Origin of the sequence: Pseudoclavibacter sp. VKM Ac-2867 (genome assembly GCF_015351275.1) — a bacterium.
Classification (GTDB): domain Bacteria; phylum Actinomycetota; class Actinomycetes; order Actinomycetales; family Microbacteriaceae; genus Pseudoclavibacter.
The window spans coordinates 424,514-441,658 of the sequence record NZ_JADKSL010000001.1; the positions used below are offsets into that span (position 1 = coordinate 424,514).

General features: G+C 68.6%; 11 protein-coding genes. 4 read left to right on the plus strand and 7 right to left on the minus strand.

Features of this window, described 5'->3' with window-relative positions:
• Positions 1–38: 38 nt before the first annotated feature.
• The 3 genes from ITJ67_RS01855 to ITJ67_RS01865 form a co-directional block, all read right to left on the minus strand.
• Positions 39–2,540: a glycoside hydrolase family 65 protein gene (locus ITJ67_RS01855; RefSeq protein ID WP_194676558.1), complete on the minus strand. Its 2,502-nt coding sequence runs from the start codon at positions 2,538–2,540 to the stop codon at positions 39–41.
• Positions 2,537–3,313, minus strand: a complete 777-nt coding sequence (locus tag ITJ67_RS01860; protein WP_104242832.1) for an HAD family hydrolase — start codon at positions 3,311–3,313, stop codon at positions 2,537–2,539. The genes ITJ67_RS01855 and ITJ67_RS01860 overlap by 4 nt, the downstream gene beginning before the upstream one ends.
• 166 nt (positions 3,314–3,479) lie before the next feature.
• Entirely contained in the window at positions 3,480–4,106 is a 627-nt protein-coding gene (locus ITJ67_RS01865; protein WP_160074322.1) for a helix-turn-helix domain-containing protein, read from the minus strand.
• Between the two features lie 73 nt (positions 4,107–4,179).
• Here ITJ67_RS01865 and ITJ67_RS01870 point away from each other — a divergent pair, with 73 nt between their 5' ends.
• Complete coding sequence (locus ITJ67_RS01870; protein ID WP_194676559.1) at positions 4,180–5,118, plus strand: NAD(P)/FAD-dependent oxidoreductase; 939 nt, start codon at positions 4,180–4,182, stop codon at positions 5,116–5,118.
• Here ITJ67_RS01870 and ITJ67_RS01875 read toward each other — a convergent pair.
• Positions 5,115–5,780: a GntR family transcriptional regulator gene (locus ITJ67_RS01875; protein ID WP_194676560.1), complete on the minus strand. Its 666-nt coding sequence runs from the start codon at positions 5,778–5,780 to the stop codon at positions 5,115–5,117. The two genes, ITJ67_RS01870 and ITJ67_RS01875, sit on opposite strands and share 4 nt — an antisense overlap.
• Positions 5,781–6,121: 341 nt before the next feature.
• Between ITJ67_RS01875 and ITJ67_RS01880 the strand changes: the two genes are divergently transcribed.
• The 3 genes from ITJ67_RS01880 (at position 6,122) to ITJ67_RS01890 (ending at position 10,412) form a co-directional block, all read left to right on the plus strand.
• Positions 6,122–7,156: an LLM class flavin-dependent oxidoreductase gene (locus tag ITJ67_RS01880; protein ID WP_160073622.1), complete on the plus strand. Its 1,035-nt coding sequence runs from the start codon at positions 6,122–6,124 to the stop codon at positions 7,154–7,156.
• Between the two features lie 153 nt (positions 7,157–7,309).
• A complete protein-coding gene (locus ITJ67_RS01885; RefSeq protein WP_160073624.1) occupies positions 7,310–8,779 on the plus strand; it encodes an NAD-dependent succinate-semialdehyde dehydrogenase in 1,470 nt (489 codons plus the stop codon).
• Positions 8,780–9,320: 541 nt separating this feature from the next.
• Complete coding sequence (locus ITJ67_RS01890; protein ID WP_194676561.1) at positions 9,321–10,412, plus strand: hypothetical protein; 1,092 nt, start codon at positions 9,321–9,323, stop codon at positions 10,410–10,412.
• 213 nt (positions 10,413–10,625) lie between these two features.
• Here ITJ67_RS01890 and ITJ67_RS01895 read toward each other — a convergent pair whose 3' ends face one another.
• The 3 genes from ITJ67_RS01895 to ITJ67_RS01905 all read right to left on the minus strand — a co-directional run bounded on the left by ITJ67_RS01895 (position 10,626) and on the right by ITJ67_RS01905 (position 17,059).
• Positions 10,626–11,405 (minus strand): Fpg/Nei family DNA glycosylase, encoded by a 780-nt coding sequence (locus tag ITJ67_RS01895; protein WP_194676562.1) that lies wholly within the window; start codon positions 11,403–11,405, stop codon positions 10,626–10,628.
• Complete coding sequence (locus ITJ67_RS01900; protein WP_104341462.1) at positions 11,392–12,084, minus strand: pentapeptide repeat-containing protein; 693 nt, start codon at positions 12,082–12,084, stop codon at positions 11,392–11,394. The genes ITJ67_RS01895 and ITJ67_RS01900 overlap by 14 nt, the downstream gene beginning before the upstream one ends.
• 73 nt (positions 12,085–12,157) lie before the next feature.
• Positions 12,158–17,059 (minus strand): DNA glycosylase AlkZ-like family protein, encoded by a 4,902-nt coding sequence (locus tag ITJ67_RS01905; protein WP_194676563.1) that lies wholly within the window; start codon positions 17,057–17,059, stop codon positions 12,158–12,160.
• Between the last annotated feature and the right edge of the window lie 86 nt (positions 17,060–17,145).

A 17,145-nucleotide genomic window follows, 5' to 3' on the forward strand; every position in this document is an offset into this window, starting at 1 on the left:
AGCAGACGGCGTCGCCGTTCGTGGATGCGCGTCTCGCGTCAGTCGAGACCGGCGTCGAGCACCGCGTGGTCGACGGAGATCGTCGGGATCGAGGCCGTGATGACGGAGCCGTCCTCGCGGATCGAGCCCTCGATGTCGCTCAGCGTCGGGTAGCCGGCGAGCTCTTCCACTGCGCCCAGCTTGACTGTTGTCGGCTCGCCCGGAGCGACCGCGACACGACGTCCGCGCACGAACACCTCGGCGCCGGAGCCGGTCTCCGCCGTGAACGTCATCGAGTCCTGCTCGAGATCGACGCGGATGCGCGAATCTCGCAGGGTGACGCGGAACTCGAGGTGCGGCCAGTCGGCGGGGAGGCGCGGGTCGAAGGTGATCTTGCCACCGTGGTCGCGCATGCCGCCGAAGCCGTAGACCAGCGCGCTCCAGATGCCGCCGGTGGACGCGATGTGGATGCCGTCGCTCGTGTTGTGGTGCAGGTTCGCGATATCGACGAACAGCGCCGTCGAGAAGTAGTGCTCGGCGAGGTCCGCGTACCCGACCTCGGCCGCGATGATCGACTGGACGACCGCGGAGAGCGACGAGTCTCCCGTGGTGAGGGCGTCGTAGTACTCGAAGTCCTTGCGCTTCTGCTCCGGCGTGAACTCGTTGCCCTGCAGGAGCAGCGCCAACACCACGTCGGCCTGCTTGAGGACCTGGAAGCGGTAGATGACGAGCGGGTGGAAGTGGAGCAGCAGCGGGCGCTGCGATGACGGCGTGTTCTCGAGGTCCCACAGCTCCTTCTCGAGGAACTGCGCGTCCTGCGGGTGGATGCCGAGCTTCTCGTCGAAGGGCAGGAACATCGCCTCGGCGGCAGCCGCCCACTCGACGAGCTCCTCTTCTGCCAGGTGGAGACGCATCGTGAGGCGCTCGAACGAGGCGGGGTCGGTCTCGCGGAGGCGCTCGCACGCGTCATACGCCGCTCGCAGGTTCGCCTTGGCCATGACGTTCGTGTACAGGTTGTCGTTGACGACGGTCGTGTACTCGTCGGGGCCGGTGACGCCGTGGATGTGGAAGTGGTCGTCGCCTCCCGTGCGCCAGAAGCCGAGGTCGGCCCAGAGTCGGGCGGTCTCGACGAGGATGTCGATGGCACCCTGTGCGAGCAGCTCGTCGTCACCGGTTGCCGCGACGTACTGCACGAGCGCGTGGGAGATATCGGCGTCGATGTGGTACTGCGCCGTGCCTGCGGCGTAGTAGGCGGAGGACTCCTGGCCGTTGATGGTGCGCCACGGGAAGAGGGCGCCCTTCTGGTTCATCTCGTGAGCGCGCTGGCGTGCTGCGTCGAGCATCTGGTGACGGAAGCGGAGCGCGTTGCGGGCGACGTTCGGCGCCGTGTAGCTCAGGAACGGGAGGACGTAGACCTCGGTGTCCCAGAAGTAGTGCCCGCCGTAGCCGGAGCCTGAGACGCCCTTCGCCGCGACACCGCCGCCGTCGGTGCGGGCCGTTGCCTGGGCGAGCTGGAACAGGTTCCAGCGAGTCGCCTGCTGGTACACGGGGTGGCCGTGGATGACGATGTCGCTGCGGTCCCAGAAGTCATCGAGCCATTCGCGCTGCCAGCGGTACACGTCCTCGACGGGGACTTCGCGCATGCGGTCGAGGGTGCGGTCGGCGCGGTCCGCGAGTTCGCGAGTGGGGACGCTCTTGGACGTGTGGTAGGCCACGTGCTTGATGATGCGCACGGGGACACCTGGCTCGGCGCGAACCCGGAAGGCGGTCTCTGCGAAGTCGGCGTCGACGCGCGTGGTGGCGTCCCACTCGTTGTCGGTGATGATGTCGTGGTCGGCTGCGACGGCGATCGTCATGCCGGAGTGGGTCGTGCGGTAGGCGAGCATCGAGCGCAGGCCCTCTTCGCGCGCGATGCGCGACTGGAGCACCCGGTCGGTGAACGACTCCGCCTTGCGCGGGTCGAAGGCGACCTCGGTCTCCTTCTTGCCGCGCTGGAACTCGTCCCCGCCGTCCTGGCGGTTGATGATCTGGCTTGAGAGGAGGATGGATGCGCCGCGGTCGACCATCTCGACCTCGTAGTCGAGGAGGACGTAGTGGCGGTCCGTGAAGGAGACGAGGCGGTGCGAGCGGATGCGCACGTGCTTGCCAGAGGGCGTGCGCCAGTCCAGCTCGCGTGTCAGGATGCCGTCCTTGAAGCTGAGGACGCGAGAGTAGGAGAGCAGGTCTGCCTCGCTGATGACGAGGGGCTCGTCGTCGACGAACAGGCGGATGATCTTCGCGTCCGGCACGTTGACGATCGTCTGGCCGACCTGGGCGAACCCGAACGCGTCCTCCGCGTGGCGGATGGGCCACGTCTCGTGGAAGCCGTTGATGAAGGTTCCGTACATGTAGCCGTCGCGGCTCTCCTCGAGGTTGCCGCGCATGCCGAGGTAGCCGTTGCCGGTCGCGAAGAGCGTCTCGACGAGACCCTGCGAGTTGGCGTCGAATTCGTGCTCGACGAGCGCCCACTCGTCGAGGGGGAACCGGTGGCGGTCCAGGGGGTCTTCCGTGGAGAGGTTCATGCGTGATCTTCCTTGAGGTCTGAGTGCGGGAACACCGGCACGAGTTCGGCGAGGTCGTCGACGACGGTGTCCGCGCCTGAGGACATGAGCTCTTCGTGGCTCGCCTCTCGGGAGACGCCGATGACGAGGCCGAAGTCGCCGTCACGGCCGGCTTGGACGCCGGAGTGGGCGTCTTCGACGACCACGCATTCTGCGGCCGTGAGTCCGAGGAGCTGCGCTGCGTACAGGTAGGTGTCTGGGGCCGGCTTGCCGGCGATGCCGTTCTCGGCGGCGACAAGGCCGTCGACCACGGTCTCGAAGCGGTCGAGCAGCCCGGCCGCGGTGAGCACGGGGACTGCGTTGCGGGAGCTGGAGACGACGGCGACGCGAAGGCCGTGCCGGACGGCGGCATCGAGGAACTCGAGCGACCCCGGGTAGGCCTGCACGCCGGTCTCGGCGAGCTCCGCGTTGAAGGTGTCGTTCTTGCGGTTTCCGAGACCGCAGACGGTCTCGAGCTCCGGGGAATCCTCGGGCGTGCCGTCCTCGAGCGTGATGCCGCGGGAGGCGAGGAACGAGCGGACGCCGTCGTAGCGGGGCTTGCCGTCGACGTAGCGGAGGTAGTCGTCGTCGGTGTAGGCGGGACCGGCGCCCTTGGCTGCGAGGTAGTCGGTGAAGAGTCGCGCCCATGCGCGCATGTGGACCTCGGCAGTTGGCGTTATGACGCCGTCGAGGTCGAAGAGTATGGCCTTTGAACTGGTGAGCTGTGTCACGTCTCGGAGACGAGGAGCGATCATTGCATCCAACCTTGCATCGTTGGGTGGCGCCGTGACGCCGTTCTATGGTGCACGGCGGAATTCCCCGGTGCGCTCCGCCCTCGATACGCACCGCAGAGCCCCACCGCGATGTTCAATATCGTAGGGGTTCCCGGGTATTCGGTGCGCCGAAATTCGGACGATCCGTTCAGCCGGTTTCGTGGATGTGGCTGCGCTCGGCCTGCCGGCTGAAGAGCGAGAGGATCTCGAGCGTCGTCTCGCCGTCGTTGGTCATGGAGTGGGGGCGAGTGGTGTCGAATTCCGCGGCTTCGCCTGGTTCGAGGATCGTGACGTCGTCGTCGAGCTGCAGGCGGAGTCTTCCGGCGAGGACGTAGCACCATTCGGTGCCTTCGTGCACGCGCAGGGTGACCGGCTTATCTCGGTCCGAGGGTTTCTGCGGTGCGACGAGCACCTTGAAGGCCTGCATGCCGTCCGTGGCGCGGGAGAGCGCGAGGTAGACGCGGTCGCCGCGCTTCACAGGTTTCGGGTGGATGCGCGGGTCGCCGGTCGAGGGTGCGCCCACGAGGTCGTCGAGCGGCACCCGGTAGCAGCGGGCGAGTGGCAGGAGCACGTCGAGGGAGGGGCGCCTGCCGCCTGATTCGAGCCGTGAGAGCGTGCTAACGCTGAGGCTCGTCTCCTCGGCGACGTCGTTGAGCGTCATCCCTCGGGCCTGTCTGATCTCGCGGAGCCGGGGTGCGACGCGGCTGAGCGCTTCGGTGATTCCAGTGGTCGGTTCGTCCAGGTTGTCTGGGCCGTTCGACGCTGCATCCGTCATATCCACATCCCTCATGTTGCGAAACTAGCAAACCCAGTTGCTAAAAGCGAGAGTCTCGCCGGAGACTCGAGCCATGACACAACTGGATGCGCCGCAGCACGCGGCAGAGAACGAGAACCCGCTCTGGGACACGATCGTGATCGGCGCCGGCCCCGCCGGTCTGAGCGCTGCGCTCATGCTCACGCGGGGGCGCAGGCGGGTGCTCGTGCTGGATCACGGAGTTCCCCGCAATCGATTCACCGACCACATGCACGGCGTCCTCGGCCATGAGGGCCTCGCGCCCGGCGAGCTGCGGCGGCTGGGTCGCGCCGAGGTCGAAGCCCATGAGGGGGTCTTCGACGAGGCTGAGGTGGTGAGCGTCACGCCCATCGGCGACGACGATGGCGCACGCGTGCACGTGGCGACGAAGGACGGACGTGCCTTCCGGGCGCGCACGGTCGTCGTGGCGACGGGGCTGCGCGATGAGCTGCCCAACGTGCCAGGGCTCCGTGCGCTCTGGGGCCGAGGTGTCTACGCCTGCCCCTTCTGTGACGGCTACGAGTACCGCGATCGACCTATTGCCGTGCTTGCCGCTGGCGAGCACTCGGACCTGAAGGCGCACCTGCTGCGGCAGTGGAGCGGCGACCTCGTGCTCCTCGTCAACGGCTCCTTCACGCTCGGCCAGGCGGAGGCGAGGTCACTCGCTGCCCGCGGGGTGAGGGTCGAGCGGTCCGGGGTCGACGAAGTGCTCGCCGGTACCGACGGGCGTGTTCGCGGAGTCCGTCTCGCCAACGGCAGCGAGCTGGAGCTCGAGGCGATCTTCACGAACCCGACCTTCGTGCCCCTGACCGGGATGCTCGACGGTGTGGATATCCGCGGCCCGGAGCATCCGGAGTCCCGGGTCTGGGTCGTCGGCAACGCGGGGGACCCTCGCGCCAACGTGCCGGTCTCGATCGGGCAGGGTGCAGCGGCCGGCGGCGATGTCGCCTTCGCGCTGCTCATGGACGAGATCGCAGCGGCCGGCAGGGTCTAGGCCGTCTCGGTCACCTCGCTCGTGTCGGACCGCGACGCCGCCCGGTGGTGGTCGCGGACCGTCTTCTCGATCACGCTGCTCGGCGCGCCGATCTCGAGGAGGGAGAGGAGGTGATCATGCTCGGCGATCGCGGTGGTGGTGTTGCGGGTGCTGGATTCCGGTGCCATGGATCGCAGACGCTCGAGGTGTCCCCAGGTTCGTTCGACGAGGTCGACGAGGTGTGCGTTGGGGCTCCGGCGGAAGAGGAGATGGTGGAATCTCGAATGCAGCTCGCGCAAGGCCTCGGAGTCGACGAGCGTGTGCGCCATCTCGGCGTTTGTGCTGCGGGCCTCGCTGATCACCTCGTCCGTGACGTATCGGGCGGCGCTCGCGGTCGCGTAGCCGTCGAGCACGGCGAGTGATTCCAGGGCCTGCCAGTAGCGCTCGGGGTCGAGTCCGGTCACGTGAGCGCCGACGTAGCGCTCGTAGGTGACTGCGCCTTCCGCCTCCAGCATCCGGAGGGCCTCGCGCACGGGGAGCGTGCTGACGCCGATCTTTCCTGCGATAGTGCCGAGGACAAGTCGGCGGCCCGGGGCGAAGGTGCCGTCCGAGATCCGCTGTTCGATGAACTCGTAGGCCAGTTGGGTCTTGCCGGATGAGCTCGGGTCAAGGGGCTCCGCCACGCCTGTCATGCTCGACCTCTCGGTGTCTCGGGTGGGCTATTCGGGTGGGGGATACGGGCGACGATATACGTTTTCGCGCACATCCGCTGGCCGCCGACAAGTGAACCTCGGAACTTGGCCACCTGGCGCGGCGAGGGGTGCCTGAGTTGACGTGTCATGGCATTTTTGGCACGATCATCGAACTTCATTCGATTGCATGGAACGACGCCTTCGACCTCGTGTCACCCGTCGTTGCACTCGACCACAAGCTGCGCCGCCTCGGGGATGCCGTGTTCCCCCGGGGCGGCGCTTTTTCTTGCGACTAGAGTTCATGTAAACGCATTGAAATGGATGGAGCTGCCATGACCGGCACGATCGAGTTCGGCCTCAACACCTTCGGAGACGCGACCAACGACCTCGACGGCACCCCGCGCTCACACGCGCAGGTCATCCGCGACGTCGTCGAGGAGGGCGTCCTAGCTGAAGAGGTCGGCATCGACGCCTTCGCCGTCGGCGAGCATCACCGAGACGACTTCGCGATCTCCACGCCGGAGACCGTGCTCGCCGCAATCGCCGCCCGCACGGAGCGCATCCGTCTCGGCAGCGCGGTCACGGTCCTCAGCTCCGATGACCCCGTCCGGGTCTTCCAGCGGTTCTCCACCGTCGACGCCATCTCGAGCGGGCGCGCAGAGGTCATGCTCGGGCGAGGCTCCTTCACCGAATCGTTCCCGCTCTTCGGGCTCAACCTCCAGGATTACGAGGTGCTCTTCGACGAGAAGCTCGACCTCTTCATGAAGATCGCGGCGGGTGGGCCCGTCAGCTGGAGCGGAACCGTGCGGGGTGCGCTCAACGACGTCACCGTGCATCCGCAGCTCGAGGAGGGCCGCCTGCGCACGTGGGCTGCCGTCGGGGGCACGCCCCAGTCCGTCGTGCGCGCCGCCCAGTACTCGATGCCGCTCATGCTCGCCATCATCGGCGGCGAATCAGCGCGCTTCGCGCCGTTCGCGAAGCTCTACCGCCAGGCCAACGAGCAGTTCGGCCACCCGAACGGCCAGATCGGCGCGCACTCGCCTGGCCACATCGCGGACACCGACGAGCAGGCGCGTGAAGAGCACTGGCTGAACTACCGCACCATGATGATGCGCATCGGCAAGGAACGCGGCTGGTCGCCCATGCAGTACGCACAGTACGAGCAGGAAGCCGGCGAGCGCGGGGCGCTCTACGTCGGCTCGCCAGAGACCGTCGCGCGCAAGATCGCTGCCACGGTCAAGGTGCTCGGTCTGCAGCGCTTCGACCTCAAGTACAGCGCAGGCACGCTCCCACACGAGCACAGCATGAAGGCGATCGAGCTGTACGGCACGAAGGTCATCCCGATGGTCAGGGACCTGCTGTCCTAATTGTGCGGATGCACTACCTCGGCTCCCCGGGCTGGGCGAGATGTTCGTGAAGCGCCCAGCCCGCCCGAGTAGCGTTGGAGCATCCATCGCCACCGCGCCCGAGACTCAGGGCCCGGGAAGCGCGAGCTCGCCAACAACCGAGGAGTTTGCACAATGACGTACCCCAACGAAGCGGAACTGCTTGCGAAGGTCCCCGGCCAGCTGTTCATCGGCGGCGAATGGATCGACGGTGCGGACGAGCCGTTCGCGGTCAACGACCCGTCGACGGGCAAGCCGCTCAAGCACATCGCCAACGCGAACCCCGAGCAGGGCATCCAGGCGCTCGACGCCGCTGTCGCTGCGCAAGAAGACTTCGCCCGGATGGCACCGCGCGAGCGCGGGGAGATCCTCCGACGCGCGTTCGACATCCTGCAGGAGCGCCGCGACGAGATGGCGCTCATCATGACCCTCGAGATGGGCAAGCCCCTCGCAGAGGCTCAGGGTGAGGTCACCTACGGCGGCGAGTTCCTGCGCTGGTTCAGCGAGGAGGCCGTCCGTGTGCACGGCCGCTACGGCACGCAGCCCGAGGGGACGGGGCGCATGATCGTCTCGAAGCACCCCGTTGGCCCCGCGTTCCTCATCACGCCCTGGAACTTCCCCCTCGCCATGGCGACCCGCAAGATCGCGCCCGCGATCGCCGCAGGCTGCACCTCGGTCGTGAAGCCGGCGTCGCTCACGCCGCTCACGACCCTCTACTTCGTGAGGATCCTCGAAGAGGCTGGCCTGCCCAAGGGAGTCGTCAACGTCATCACGACCCGCAGCACCGCCGCGGTCTCGTCGCCGATCATCGCCGACCCGCGCCTGCGCAAGATCTCGTTCACCGGTTCGACGGGTGTCGGGCAGGGCCTCATGAAGGAGGCCACGAAGAACGTGCTCCGCACGTCAATGGAGCTCGGCGGAAATGCCCCGTTCGTCGTGTTCGAGGACGCTGACCTCGATAAGGCCGTCGAAGGTGTCATCGCGGCGAAGTTCCGCAACATCGGACAGGCCTGCACGGCTGCGAACCGCATCCTCGTGCACACGGATGTCGCGGACGAGTTCGCGCGTCGGGTCACCGAGAAGGTCGCCGGTTTCAAGATCGGCCGCGGCACCGAAGACGGCGTCATCATCGGCCCACTGGTCGAGGACAAGGCCGTCGACAAGGTCGCCTCGCTGGTCGACTCCGCAGTGGCGGCGGGAGCTGAGCTCCTGCACGGAGGCAAGCGCGTGGAGGGCGACGGCTCCTTCTACGAGCCGACCGTGCTCAACCGCACCCCCTCGTCGAGCGAGATCTTCCGCGAGGAGATCTTCGGACCGGTGCTCTCCATCACGACGTTCGATGACGAAGAAGAGGCGATCCGCCTCGCCAACGACACCGAGTACGGCCTCGTCTCGTACGTCTTCACGGAGGACCTCAAGCGCGGCCAGCGCCTCATCGACCGCATCGAGACGGGCATGATGGGCCTCAACATCGGTGTCCTCTCCAACGCGGCGGCGCCGTTCGGCGGTGTGAAGATGTCCGGCATCGGTCGTGAGGGCGGCTTCGAGGGCATCGAGGAGTACCTGTACACGAAGTACACGCTCACGCCGAACCCCTACGCGTAAGCGCACGCACGCACGCACGCAAGCACGTCGATCCCGTCGCCAGCCCAGAGCTTGCGGCGGGATCTTCGTCTGCCGTCTGCCGTCTGCCGTCTGCCGTCTGCCCCACCCCCGCGCCGTTCGCCCCGCCCCCGGCGCAGAGTTGTGGGTTAGCGCGGTCGGGAGCGGGTCTGGTCGCACTTGGCCACAACTTTCCTCCTGGTTTCGACGTTGACCCCTCCCGCGCGGTTCGCCCCTCCCGCACCGTGCACTCCCTCCCGTGAGGTTCGCCCCGCTCATGGCGCAGCGTTGTGGGTTGGTGCGGTTGGGGATCGGTCTGGTGGCACTTCGCCACAACTTTCCCCCGGGGCGGAGAGAGGCTGGAGCGAGCCTCCGGCAGAGCACGCTGCCGACCTGTGACCAGGATCGCGGTGCGGATGCGCTTGGTGCGTCCCTCAACCGCGGTTGGCCACAATCCTCTTGCACCGGGCTTTCCTCTGGCCCAGCTGTCCACAGCTTTCGCCGGTGATCGTCGTGGCGCTCGCGACGCGTCTACGTTCGAGCAATGGGACAAGGTGGCGGCGCGGATGATGCTGACCTGCGTGGAGTCTCGGGTGCGGGCCGAGCAGGCAGCGCAGGCCGCGGGGGCCGGCGGGAGCCGCGCATCCAGCTGCCCATCGACTTGAGGTTCGCGGCGTTCAGCGTGGCCGAGGCTCGAGCTGCAGGTATCTCGAAGTCCCGGCTGCGCAACAGCGCTGAGGCGCGGCCCTTCCGCGGAGTCCGGGTGCCGCAGTCGGAACCGCAGACTGCCGAGGCCCCCATCGGAGTGCGCGGGGCCAGCGACGAGTTCGCTGCGTTGGCCGCCCGGATGCAGGAGCTCGATCGCAGCTACTGGCCGGTCATGTCTCCGAACCAGGCGTTCGGCGGTGTCTCGGCTGCCCGGCTCTATGGGCTGCCCCTTCCGTTGAGACTCCTCGCCGACACGTTGGTCCATGTCATCGTGCCCAAGGGGAGGAACCCGTCTCGCGCGAAGGGTGTGGCGGCGAGGTCCATCCCGCCGCGCTTCTGGCGAATCGGCCGTCTTGGGGGTCTGCCGGTGGCCTCACCGGAGCTCACCTACTGTCTCCTCGCCCGCCACCTGGACGTGCTTGAGCTCGTGCAGGTCGGCGACGCCCTCATCTCGGACGCGGACAACTATCCAGGGCGCGCTCGGCCTCGTGCGCTGACGACGCGGGATCGTCTGGAATCCGCTGCTCATGCCTGGTCGGGATGCGCGGGTGCAGCCGTGCTGCGGTCTGCCACGCTGCGCATTCGCGAGCGCGTCGAGTCGCCTTGGGAGTCGACGACGCGGATCGCCTTAGTGGATTCCGGCTATCCCGAACCAGACATCAACGTCCCGCTCATGTCGGGAGCACGTCAGGTGGCCCGAATCGACCTCGTTGATCGCGAGGCTCGCATCGGATACGACTACGAGGGCGACGGGCACCGCACAAGTCAGCGTCAGTGGCGCCTGGACATCACACGCAGCAGGGAGATCGAGAGCGTGGGGATGCGGCATGTGCGCCTCACCGTCGCTGACCTCGTGCCTGCCGCTGGCCTGCAGAACTTCACCGACTACGCGAAACGGCTTCGCGCCGAGCGTCTCGGCCGGGGCTGAAGGGTGCCGGGCGCTCTGCATGAGGCGTTCCTGGCGACAGTGTTGTGGCGTGGTGTCGTTGGCGAGGGGTTGTGCAGCGCCGAGCCACAACTCTGAGTGCTGGGGGCGGGCTCGCGGCTTGCGGCGCCTGTGCGGGGCGCCGGGTGTGGGGTGGGGAGTGGGGTGGTGCGGGGGTTGAGGCTCGAAGAGCGGGTGCGGGGGCGGAGTCGGGATTCAGGCGGGCAGCGCGGGCTGGCAGCTGGGGCACCAGGCCGCGACCCGCTCGCGGCCTTGGACGCCGCGCTGGATGCGCGTCCCACAGCGCAGACACGGTTTGCCGTATCGGCCGTAGACGTAGGTTCGCTTGCCGGGCCGCAGGTCACCGGTCGTCGTGCGCTCCACCCGGTCGCGGTTCGCGACGATGAGCTTGTGGCCCAGTTCGACCAGCCGGTCGAGGTCGCCGGCGCCGGACACCGGGGTGTGCGGATGCAGGCCGCGCAGGAAGAGCAGCTCCGTCACGTAGACGTTCCCGAGGCCCGCGAGATTGCGCTGTTCGAGGAGGGCTCCGGCGAGCTCGGCGTCTGGGTCTCGGCGCAGGTTCGCGACGGCGAGCTCGGCATCCCAGTCGTCACCGAGGAGGTCGGGACCGAGGTGCCCGACGGCATCGGCTTCGTCTTCGCTCGCGAGCATCTCCACGACGGCGAGCTCGAAGCCGATGGCGCTGCCGGCAGTCGTGCCGAGCACCGCCCTCGCCAGGTACGCCGGACGGGGCCACTTCCCGCCTGCGGTCACGAGCTGCCAGCTGCCGTCCATCCCGAGGTGAGTGTGCAGGGTGTGTGGGCCGATGCGAGTCAGGAGGTGCTTGCCGCGCGGAACGACCTCGTCGACCGCGAGGCCGGCCAGATCGAGGGCGGCGTACTTCGGCACTCGCAGCTCGAAGCGTGTCAGCTCGCGGCCCGCGAGGGCGCGGTTCAGCCGGGTCGCCGCCCGGTAGACGGTGTCACCTTCCGGCATCACGCACCTCGATGCCGAGGTGGGCCGCGAGGTGGGGTGCGAGCGCCTCGAGCTGCGATGGCGAGACGGTGACGCCGCGCAGCCCCTCGAGGCCCGTGATGGTCGAGAACTCGAGCCCTCGCAGGTCGACGTGCTCGAGGCGGGCGCCCGTGACGTCGAGGATGCCCGTGCGGCTCTCCGTGAAGGCCACTCGCCGTGCCGTTGCACCGCCGAGGTCGATCTCGTCGAACGCGCAGTCGGCGAAGCGGACATCGGTGAGGGTTGCGCCGCGCAGGTTGACGTAGCCGAGCCGGTCGTCGCGGAACTCGACGTTCTGGAAGTCCGACTCGTGGAGGTCTGCCGAGCCGAGTCGGGATGCCGTCCAGCTCACGGACCGGAACGACTGGCGCTGCCCCTCGACGACCGGCACCTCGATGCGCTCGAGCACGCACTCGCTCACCCGGCCCGAGTGCAGGAGGAGCCTGCGGGCCGTGAGGCCTTCTATGCGGCATTCGGAGAACGTCACGCCGGCGGCGTCGAGCTCCTCGCCGCGCACCTCGGTGAAGTGCTGCAGCTCGTGCACCCGCGCCGTCGCGAAGTCCGCGGCGCTGGCGTCGTCGAGTTCCGGCAGGTACGGCGCCTCGATCCTCGGCTCTGTGCCGCCTGCCCTGTTTCCTCGTCGTCCGCGTGCTGTCGCCACTGTGCCGCCTCTGCTGTCGGTTTTGCTTCTGGGTCTGGTCTGGTCTGGGTCCTGACGCACGTCGTGGCGTGGCTCACTGGCCAGGCCGCATGCGCAGGCCGCGGGTGGTGAGCGAGAACCCGCCCTCCTGCAGCATGCTCGCGAGGGGCGTCTCGAGCACGAACGTGCCGTCGACCCGTTCGATCACGAGGTTCGGGATGCGCGCCCGCCGGACCGTGTCGGCAAGGGACCTCGCTGCAGCCCGCAGGACGTCGTCGGAGTCGGTGAAGGTGAGGAGCGTCTTGCCGCCGCGTTCGACGTAGAGCGCGAGGGCACCGTCGACCATCGTCACGAGCCCGCCAGCCTTCCTGCCGGGCCGATGCTTGGTCTGCGAGTCTTCGTCGCTCGGCCACGCGAGCGCCGCCCCGTAGGGATTGGCGGGGTCGGTCGCGGCGAGCGTGAGCGTCTCGAACTGCTTCTCGGCATCGAGCTCCTGCGTGAACCCGCGCAGGCGGTCGACGGCGCCGACGGTCGAGAACTGGGCGGCGCCGAGCTTCTCGATGAAGTAGCCGCGTCTGGCCTTCCCCGACTCCTCGAAGCGGGCGAGGACTCGGTAGACGAGCGCGAACCCGCCGAGCACCTCCTCCGCCATGACGCTGCCGCGGGTCACGATGCCGTAGCGGTCGAGCAGCAGGTCACCGATGGCGAGGCCACGCTCGGTGGCGTCGCTCACGCCTTGCAGGCCGAGGGTCCAGCGGCCGCTCGTGTGGGGCTGCGATGGCGCGGGCCGCTGGGAGGCGAAGGCGGAAGCGGTTGGGCTTCCGGCGGAGTCGCTCGGCGCCATGGCGACGCGGCCACGGTAGAGCCTGCCGCGTGCGGCTCGGCTGGGAGCCCGATGCGCTGAGGTGCTTGCCGAGCCGGGACCGCCGGAGATCAGCGCTCGGAGCGGAGAGAGGGTGTCGTTGGTCACGCGTCCCTGCCAGACGAGCGCCCAGAGGGCGTCGGAGAGTTCGCGGTCGCTGGTCGACTCGGGTTCGAGCATGAGCCGCACGTGCCGCGACAGCTGAGGGAAGAAGCCCGGCCCGGACCCGGCAAGGGCGTCGAGGATGTGCCTGCCGCGCGCATCCGGTTCGCCCTCTGGCTGGTCGGGGAGTGTGAGGTGCGCCGTATCGGCGAGGTGCAGGCTGATCCAGCCGTCACTCGAACCGATCGCGCCATGCCCACGCCAGAGGACCTCGCCCGCCGTGGTGAGCTCATCGAGCATGCTCGGGTGGTAGTCGCGCACCCTGGCGGGGAGGATGAGGCTCTCGAGCGCCGAGGCGGGGACGGGCACGCCCGCGAGCTGATCGATGACGGTGATCAGGCCGTCGATTCCGCGCAGCTCGCCGCCGACGTGCTGCCAAGCCGGCAGGAACCGGGCGAACGCGGAATGGTCGACGGGCTCTATCTCGCTGCGGAGCGCGGCGAGGGAACGGGCGCGGAGGCGCTTGAGCACGGTCTCGTCGACCCACTCCGAGCCTTCGCGGTCTGGTCGGAACTCGCCCTCCACCACACGACGGGCGAGCTCGAGTCTCGTGAGCGCCTCGCGCACGACCGCCTGGCCCGTGCCGTAGCGCTCGGCGACCTCGGTGACGGAGAAGGGGCCGTGCGAGCGAGCGTAGCGGGAGACGAGGTCACCGACCGGGTCGTCTACCGGGTCGATGAACGCGACAGGGACGCCGATGGGGAGCGCGACGCCGAGGGCATCACGCAAGCGGCTGGCATCCTCGATCGCGGCGATGCGGTCGACCCCCGCGATACGAACCCGCAGCGCGCGCTTCGCTGTCACGAGAGCCGAGACGTGTTCTCCAGCGACGGCGACGGTGGCCGTGGGCACGTGCACGTGCTCGTGCTCGTCGCCGTCGCCGTCGCCAGGAACGTCGCCAGCGGTGCCGGCATCTTCGCCGCGCAGGCGGTCTGCGATCTCGTCGACGCTGAGCGGGCCGAGCACGCGCAGGAGGTCGGCCACCCCTTCGGCGTCCCGCGCGAGACGGTCGGGGGCCGTGCGCTGCAGCTCGGCTTCGAGTCTCGAGATGACCTTCGCGTCGAGCAGCTCCCGCAGCTCCACCCTGCCGAGGAGGTCGGCCAGCAGGCTCGTATCGAGCGCAAGTGCGGCCGCTCGGCGTTCGGCGAGCGGACTGTCGCCTTCGTACATGAACGCGCCGACGTAGCCGAAGAGCAGCGTCCGCGCGAATGGCGATGCCTGCTCGGTGGTCACATCGACGAGGCGTACCTCGCGGCCCGCTACGCGCTTCGCGAGGTCGACGAGCGCGTCGAGGTCGTAGACGTCGTGCAGGACTTCGCGCACGGCCTCCAGAATGATCGGGAAGGTCGGATACTGCTTTGCGACGTCGAGCAGCTGGGCAGCTTTCTGCCGTTGCTGCCAGAGCGGCGAGCGCTTGCCGGGGTTGAGGCGCGGCAGGAGCAGCGCACGGGCCGCTGCCTCGCGGAAGCGCGACGCGAACAAGGCCGAGCCGCCCACCTCGCGAGCCACGATCTGCTCGATCTCGTCGGCCTCCAGGGCGAACAGCTCTGCCCCGGGCGGTTCGGCGTCGCCCTCCGGAATGCGGACGATGATGCCGTCGTCGCTTGCGACGACTCCGCCGTCGAGGCCGTAGCGGTCGCGGATGCGCGCCGCCACGATGAGGCCCCACGGCGAGTGCACGGGAGAGCCGTACGGAGAGTGCAGGATGATGCGCCAGTCGCCGAGTTCGTCTCGCGTGCGCTCGACGATGAGCGTGTGGTCGCTGGGTACCTGGCCGGTGGCGTCTTGCTGCTCGCGCACGTAGGCGACGGCGTTCTGCACGGCGTTGTCGTCCATGAGGGCGGCGAGTGCCCCTGGCACCTGCCCCTTGGCGGCGATCTCCCTGGTGATGGCGCCGATGGCCTGGCCGAGCTCGGAGGGTCGCCCGAGCGCGTCGCCGACCCAGAACGGCAGTCGTCCCGGCTGGCCGTATGCCGGGGTCACGAGCACTCGGTCGAAGGTGATCTCGGCGATGCGCCAGCTGGTCGCCCCGAGCGCGAAGATGTCGCCGACGCGCGATTCGTAGACCATCTCCTCGTCGAGTTCGCCGACGCGGCGCGGCCCTCGCTGCGCGTCGGCGTCTTCAGAACCGGCCAGGAAGACCCCGAAGAGGCCCCGGTCGGGGATAGTCCCTCCGGAGGTGACGGCGAGCCTCGCCGCACCGGGTCTGCCAGTGAGGGTGCCTTGGTCGCGGTCCCAGACGAGGCGTGGCCGCAGCTCGGAGAACTGGTCGGATGGGTACTTGCCGGACAGCAGGTCGAGGGTCGCCTCGAAGAGGGGGCGTGACAGGGACGCGAACGGTGCCGAGCGCCGCACCAGGTCGAACCACTCCTCGACGTCGAGGTCTTCGATCGCCGCTGCGGCGATCGTCTGCTGGGCGAGCACGTCGAGGGGATTGGCGAGCACCCGCATGCGCTCGATCTGCCCGGTGACCATGCGCGATGCGAGCACGGAGGAGTGCAGGACATCGGCGCGGTGCTTGGGGAAGATCGTGCCCTCGGAGGTCTCGCCGACCTGGTGTCCGGCTCGACCCACGCGCTGGAGTCCGCTTGCGACCGAGGGAGGCGACTCGACCTGGACGACGAGGTCGACGTCTCCCATGTCGATGCCGAGTTCCAGGCTGGAGGTGGCGACGACGCAGCGGAGGGTGCCGCTCTTGAGTGCGTTCTCGACCTCGGCGCGAGACTCCTTCGAGACGGAGCCGTGGTGGGCGCGTGCGAAGGAGAGCGGGGCACCGGAGGACTGGCCCGCCTGCCCCATGGACGCGGCGGGCGGTCGCTTCGGCGCGGCCTTCGGGCTGGCGCTGTGGTCGCCGGAGGACCAGCGCACGCCAGGTGCTGCCGCACTGTAGGGGTCTGGTGCTTCCGCCGTTTCGACCGACGGGGCATCGGCCGACGCTCGCTCGTCGGCGATCTCGTTGAGTCGGGCCGTGAGCCGTTCGGCAAGGCGCCTCGAGTTGACGAACACGATCGTGGAGCGATGCGACTCGACGAGGTCGGCGATGGCCTCCTCGATGTGCGGCCACACCGAGCCGGACGCCTCTGCGTCGGCTGCGGGGTCGCGCAGTGAGCCAGCGGCGGCCCCCGCCTCGAAGTCCGCGAACGGGTCTGCATCTGCGATGGCTCCGGATGCGTCGGCGGAGGTCGGAGTCGCGGCCCCGGCTCGGGTCATGCCGATGTCGCTGAGGTCTTCGACGGGAACTCGCACCTCGAGCTTGAACGTCTTCGTGCTCGGCGGGGCGACGACCTTGACCGGTGCGTTTCCGGCCAGGAATCGGGACATCTCGTCGAGGGGCCGCACCGTCGCGGACAGGCCGATGCGCTGCGCCGGCTTGTCGAGGAGCGCGTCGAGGCGCTCCAGCGTGAGGGCCATGTGCGCGCCGCGCTTGCTCGAGGCGACGGCGTGCACCTCGTCGATGATGACGGTTGTCACACCGGTGAGCGTCTTCCGCGCTTGAGACGTGAGCATGAGATAGAGCGACTCGGGCGTCGTGATGAGGATGTCGGGAGGATTGCGGAGCTGCTGTCTGCGCTCGGTTGGGCTCGTGTCTCCTGAGCGCACTCCGACACGGATGTCCGGTGCCACCGAGCCGAGCCGCCTTGCGGTCTGGGTGATCCCGACGAGCGGCGAGTGCAGGTTGCGCTCGACGTCGACGCCGAGCGCCTTCAGGGGGGACAGGTAGACGACGCGTGTGCGCCGCTCGGCCTTCGCTTCCTCGCTCTGTGCGCCGCGCTCGGCCGCGAGCTGATCGATCGCCCACAGGAACGCGCTCAGTGTCTTCCCCGAGCCGGTCGGTGCCACGACCAGGGTGTGGTGCCCGTCGGCGATCTCGCGCCAGGACGCTTCCTGGACCGCGGTCGGGCTCACGAATGCGCCGCGGAACCACTCCCGTGTCGCGGGGGAGAACGCGTCGAGCGCGGTCGTTTCAGGCATGACGACAACAGAACCACACACCACCGACATCAGCCTCCAGGAGGACCGGATCAACCTCCCGGGGGACGATCGTTCAGCCGGTATGC